The sequence below is a fragment of the Gemella bergeri ATCC 700627 genome (assembly GCF_000469465.1).
GTDB lineage: Bacteria > Bacillota > Bacilli > Staphylococcales > Gemellaceae > Gemella > Gemella bergeri.
Genome location: NZ_KI271847.1, coordinates 1 through 6,057 on the forward strand (window position 1 = coordinate 1; position 6,057 = coordinate 6,057).

3 protein-coding genes are annotated in these 6,057 nt (G+C 27.9%); all 3 read right to left on the minus strand.

Going from position 1 to position 6,057, the window contains the following annotated elements:
- Positions 1–209: 209 nt before the first annotated feature.
- Genes miaA through mutS form a run of 3 tightly spaced genes read right to left on the minus strand, consistent with a single transcriptional unit; the run spans position 210 to position 5,763 of the window.
- A complete protein-coding gene (gene miaA / locus HMPREF1983_RS04505; protein WP_021753115.1) occupies positions 210–1,106 on the minus strand; it encodes a tRNA (adenosine(37)-N6)-dimethylallyltransferase MiaA in 897 nt (298 codons plus the stop codon).
- Between the two features lie 9 nt (positions 1,107–1,115).
- A complete protein-coding gene (gene mutL / locus HMPREF1983_RS04510; RefSeq protein ID WP_021753116.1) occupies positions 1,116–3,086 on the minus strand; it encodes a DNA mismatch repair endonuclease MutL in 1,971 nt (656 codons plus the stop codon).
- Positions 3,087–3,090: 4 nt separating this feature from the next.
- Positions 3,091–5,763, minus strand: coding sequence for a DNA mismatch repair protein MutS (gene mutS, locus HMPREF1983_RS04515; RefSeq protein ID WP_021753117.1), 2,673 nt, complete (start codon positions 5,761–5,763; stop codon positions 3,091–3,093).
- Positions 5,764–6,057: the final 294 nt, after the last annotated feature.

A 6,057-nucleotide genomic window follows, 5' to 3' on the forward strand; every position in this document is an offset into this window, starting at 1 on the left:
CTTTTATTGTTCGTCTTCTTTCTTGAAGACGTGTACTAGTTTATCATTTTTGCTTGTTGTTGTCAATACTTTTTATAAAATTTTTTTATTTTACAACTTATCTTATAAATAAATTTATGCTGTAAGATAATATACTTATTAGTAAAAATTTTTTATTAAGTAGTAATTTACGGAGAATTTTTCGATATTCTCCGTATTATCACTTATTATTAATTTATTTGAAAAAATTTTCTAATATCAGTTTCTATATTTTCCGTTAATTTTTCATCAATTACATTATACCAAGTCCCATTCATCTTATTTCTGAACCATGTTAATTGACGCTTAGCATAATGACGAGAATTTTTCGCAATATTATTTATCGTTAAATCTTTATCCACTTCACCTGCCAAGTAAGGTAACATCTCTTTATAACCTATTGCTCCCAGCGGTTGAAGATTTTTTCCATATTTCTCTATAATATCTTTAACTTCTTGTTCTAAACCTGTTTCAAACATTATTTCTACTCTACGATTAATTCTCTTATATAGTTCTTCTCTATCTCTATTTAAAATTATTATATAAGGATTATATTTTTCAAAAATTTTATTTCCATTTTTATTATGCACAATAGATTTTTTTTCTGATATTGCATAATTATAAGCATTAATAACTCGGCGACTATTTTCCAGATCAATACTTTTATATGTTTCCGGATCATTTTCTTTTAAATAAATCTTTGCTTCCTCCGGTGTAACTTCTCCAATATAAGCCAATTCACTGAAATTATAATCATTCAACACTGCGTTCATATAAAAACCTGTCCCACCGATTAATAAAGGTAACTTACCTTTATTATACACTTCTTCTATTTTTTTTCTTGCCAATTTTTGAAAATCATAAACAGAACAACTATCTGACGGTTCTAATTCATCTATTAAATGATGAATTACTCCCCCCATCTCTTCTTTAGTCACTTTTGCAGATCCTATATTAAAATATTTATATATTTGAACGCTATCTATAGAAATAATTTCACAGTTTAATTTTTTTGAAAGTTTTATGCTTTGTTCTGTTTTTCCTACAGCTGTTGGGCCTACCATTGCTATTAAAGGTATTTTGTTCATCTCTACCTCCTAAACAATCCGTTTAAACATTTTTTCTAAATCTTTTTTATCCATTTTGGTGATAATCGGTCTGCCATGTGGACAGGTAAATGGATTTTCACATTTGTAAAGGTCACTTATAGCTTTATTCATTTCCAGGTCATTTAGCACCTGATTAGCTTTAATAGACATTTTACAGCTTGCCATTGCCAACGCATCATTGCGCAATTCTACTAATGTTATATTCCTATTATTTAAAACTTTATCAACTACTGTCTTGATAACTTCTTCGCTTTCTTCAGCAGCCCAAAGCGGAAATTCACGTACCACATACGAATTATTTCCAAATTCTTCAAATTCTATACCTAGTTCCTTGAATTTTTCCATATTACTCTTTATATCAGCAACTTCCTCTACAGAAAAATTAAACATAAGCGGAACTAAAAGTTGTTTTTTATAATTGGCTTTCTGAGAAAATTCTTTTTGTAATTTTTCATAGTTATAACGTTCCGCTGCTGCATGCTGATCTATTAAAAATATTTTATTATCGGCTTCTGCCAATATATATGTTTTAAATATTTGTGCAAGAACCTTTAAATCGGGTAATATTTTGGTTTTAGTTTCTGTTTCTTGTTTATAATTTATTTCTTTATTTATTTCAAAGTCAGTTTCAACATTAATTTCTTCTCTGCTACTATAATCATCGAATTCTTCCTTTTTAGAAAAATTCATAAAGTTTTCAATTTCTTTTGCTGTAGGTTTTTCATTATTTGAATTTTTTCTTCTTAGTTGTGGATTTGGTGTGAATTTTAATTTTGAATCGGTTGTATCATAAATTGAATTTTCTTTGTTATCATAATTTTTTTTTATTAATTTTAAATCTTCTTTATCTCCGAAATTAAATTCATTTTCTTTTATAATAAATTTATTATCTAATTCTTCTAAAAAATTTATTTTTTCTATATGTTCTTTTTCTTTTTTTGTCAATACATTGTTCATTCCCTGTGGAATATAAGTATAGTTACTTAATCTATCAAAAATAACTCGTTTTATCAAAGTTACCAACTCTGCTTCTTTTGATAATCTCACTTCTTGTTTTGTTGGATGAACATTAACATCAAGCAAAATCGGATTCATTCTTATATCTATAATACAAAGCGGATAACGATTTTTCATAAGCAAAGTACCATAGGCAGCGACGATTGAATTTTGAATAATATAATTCCTTATATATCTCCCATTAATGAATATATTAATATAGTTTTTACTGGCACGTGTTTCTTCCGGAACGGAAATATATCCTTTTATTTCATAATCATCATTGCTACCGGAAAATTCTATCATATTTTTAGCTACGGTCATATTATATATTTTTGATATAATCTTGTGAATATTGCCATCACCATAGGTTTTTAATAATATTTTTTCGTCTACATGCACCTCAAAAGCTATATTTGGATACGAGAGAGCAAATTTATTAATAACTTTCATTATATTGGCTTGTTCAGTGTGCGGATTTCTTAAATATTTTAACCTTGCAGGCGTCTTATAAAATAAGTTTTCAACACTTATATCAGTCCCTTTTATAGGAGCATACCATTCATCTTTAACGACTTTACCTGACTCCAGCGTCATCATCTTCCCTTGCGTTTCACCACTACAGCTTTTTATAATAACTTTACTTACAGAAGCTATACTTGCGAGCGCTTCGCCTCTAAAGCCTAATGTATCTATATGAAACAAGTCATAATCATTATTAATTTTACTTGTGGCATGTCTTAAAAAAGCTTTTCCTAAATCATCATTGCTAATGCCACTACCGTTATCAATAATTCTTATTTGTTTAATTCCGAATTCTTTTATTATAATTTTAATATTTGTACTACCGGCATCAATTGAATTTTCCAATAATTCTTTAACAACGGAAGAAGGTCTTTCCACCACTTCTCCAGCTGCTATTTTATTTGATAATTCCGCAGACAGTATATTTATTTTTCCCAATACATTATTCCCCCTTGTTTATTTTTTTTTGTAATTCATATAACAAATTAAATGCTTCAAATGGAGTTGTTTCTATAAAATTTACAGAATTTAATTTTTCCTTAACAAATTTTAATTCTTCACTTTCTTCTCCAAAATCTAATTGTAATTTAGTATACTCTTTTTTATTTTCTTTAACTCTTTTCTGAATATTTTTGTTCAATTCATTGGCATGGTTTAATTGTTTTTCTAATAATTCAATTTTATTTCGTTGAGTTTCAATAATTTTTACTTTATTAGAAATTTCATTAATTTCTTCTCCATTTTTTTGAACATCTTTCCTTACAACATCACTATTATCTGATACACCCGCTTCTAATTTTGTTAAAATATTATTTGCACAAGTTATTATATCAGCCGGTAATTGCGCTAATTTAGCTACATGAATACCATAGCTTTTTTCTATTGGACCTTCTTTTATTTTATATAAAAATATCAGTTCTCCATGATCTTCTTTTGCTGATACATGAATATTTTTTATTCCTTGTTCTTTATGTTCTAATTTTGTAAGTTCATGATAATGTGTTGAAAATAATGTTTTACATTTAATAGTATTATTAATATATTCTAGGATAGATTGTGCAAGTGCAATACCGTCATAAGTTGAAGTACCTCTACCTATTTCATCAAAAATCAGCAATGAGTTTTTAGTTGATTCTACTAAAGCATTCTTTGCTTCCATCATTTCAACCATAAATGTAGATTTCCCACCGGCTAAATCATCACTTGCCCCTATTCTTGTAAATATTTTATCAAAAATTGGAAGATTTGCCATCGTAGCAGGAACAAAAGAACCTATCTGTGCTAATATTACTATAAGTGCAAGTTGTCTCATATATGTAGATTTTCCTGACATATTCGGACCGGTTATCAGCAAAATGTTATTATCGGAAGATACCATACAATCGTTACTTATATAACTATCTGCACTGACATTTCTTTCAACAATAGGATGACGTCCCTCAACTATTTTTATTTCATTGTTATCATTAAAAATCGGTTTTACATAACTATATTCTTCCGCTACATCAGACAATGAAATAAAAACATCAATATCACTTAATGTACTAGCAACTTTTTGGAGTCTTGGTATAAAACTGTAAATCTTTGTTTTAATTTCTTGAAATAATTTTAATTCCAATTCCTCAATTTTTGTTTTCGAATTAATAATATGTTCTTCAACCTCTTTTAACTCTTCCGAAATAAATCTCTCACAATTTGACAAAGTTTGTTTCCTATGATAACCGAATTCTGTTGGGTCTACACTTTTAAGCCCCACTTTAGATATTTCTATATAATAACCGAAAACTTTATTATATCCTATTTTTAAATTTTTCAAACCGGTTCTTTCTTTCTCACGCTTTTCGATTTCAAGAAGTATTTTATTTCCATTCTTACTGGCATTTTTGTAACTGTCAAGTTCAGCGTTAAAACCTGCTTTTATGACACTTCCTTCTTTTATAGTCTGTCCGGCATCGTCATCGATAGTATTTTCCAAATATTCTGCAAGATCCGCTAACTCATCAATTCCATTTGCTATCTCAACTAATTTTTTTGAATTAAAACTCAACAGTAAGTTCTTAATATTTGGAATTTGCTCCAATGTTTTTTTCAAATTCAAAAGTTCTCTGGGACTAACCATATTATAAGACACTTTTGTTGCTATTCTCTCAAGATCGTAAACCTCTTTTAAATACATTTTTACATCAGATTTTTCAAAGTAATGTTTAACGAAGTCTTCTACTAATTGTTGACGAACTTTTATTTCACTAATATTTAACAATGGATTTTCCAACCATTTTTTCAATTTTCTAGAACCCGCTGCTGTTGACGTTTTATCAATTATACTAAGCAATGAACCCTTTTTGCCACCATTTGCCATATTTTGTGTTACTTCAAGATTTTTTATTGAATAGTTAGTCATATACATAAATTTATTTTTAAAATATATTTCAAATTTTTTTAAACTTGATACATCTTTATATTGAGTTTTTTCTATATACTCCAATAGGGTATCACAGCACAATCGAAGATTATCATCTTCTATATCGGCAGTAACATTTTTTTCTACAGACGGATTAAACTCCACTTCTGTTATATAAGCATTGATGTTCAGTTTTTGCCCCCTAATACTAACTATCTCTTTAATATTATTTTTAAAAATCTCATCTTGTAATTCCGTCATATTATCAAGAACGGTACAACTACTGTCGCCCGTCATAATATCGCAAAATGAAAAATAAATTTTGTTATCTTTTACATAAACGCAACCTAAAAAATTATTTTCATCATAATTTTTATAATTCATATAAGTACCGGGGGTAACAACTTGAACAACTTTTCTTTCTACTATTTTGCCCTGTCCCGGCTCTGATACCTGTTCACAAATAGCTACTTTATATCCATTATTTACCAAAATATCAATGTAATTCGCTGAAGAATGAAAAGGAACACCGCACATCGGTATTTTCTCCGCTCCCCCCTCACGTGCCGTCAATGTAATTTCTAAAATTTTTGATGCCTTAATCGCATCATCAAAAAACATTTCATAAAAATCACCAAGACGATAAAATAAAAACATGTCTTGATAATCTTTTTTTATTTTTAAATACTGCTCCACCATTGGTGTATATTTCATATATTCCAACCTTTCTCCATATCACTTTATAATTCACTATATCATATCTTTTATAATCTATGTCCCTTGTAAATACGACTTAATACATAGAATACTAAAAACATCTTACTATAATCACCACAAATATTAAAATATCTGTAGTTAAATACTTTACATATTCTGTTTTTCTTTAATTGTTATTATAACTTTACCATTTTTTCATTATATATTTTTTAAAATACTTTACTAATATACTTTAATTTTTATATTTTCAAGTATTATATATATAAAATTTACAGTAACTATTCACTTATT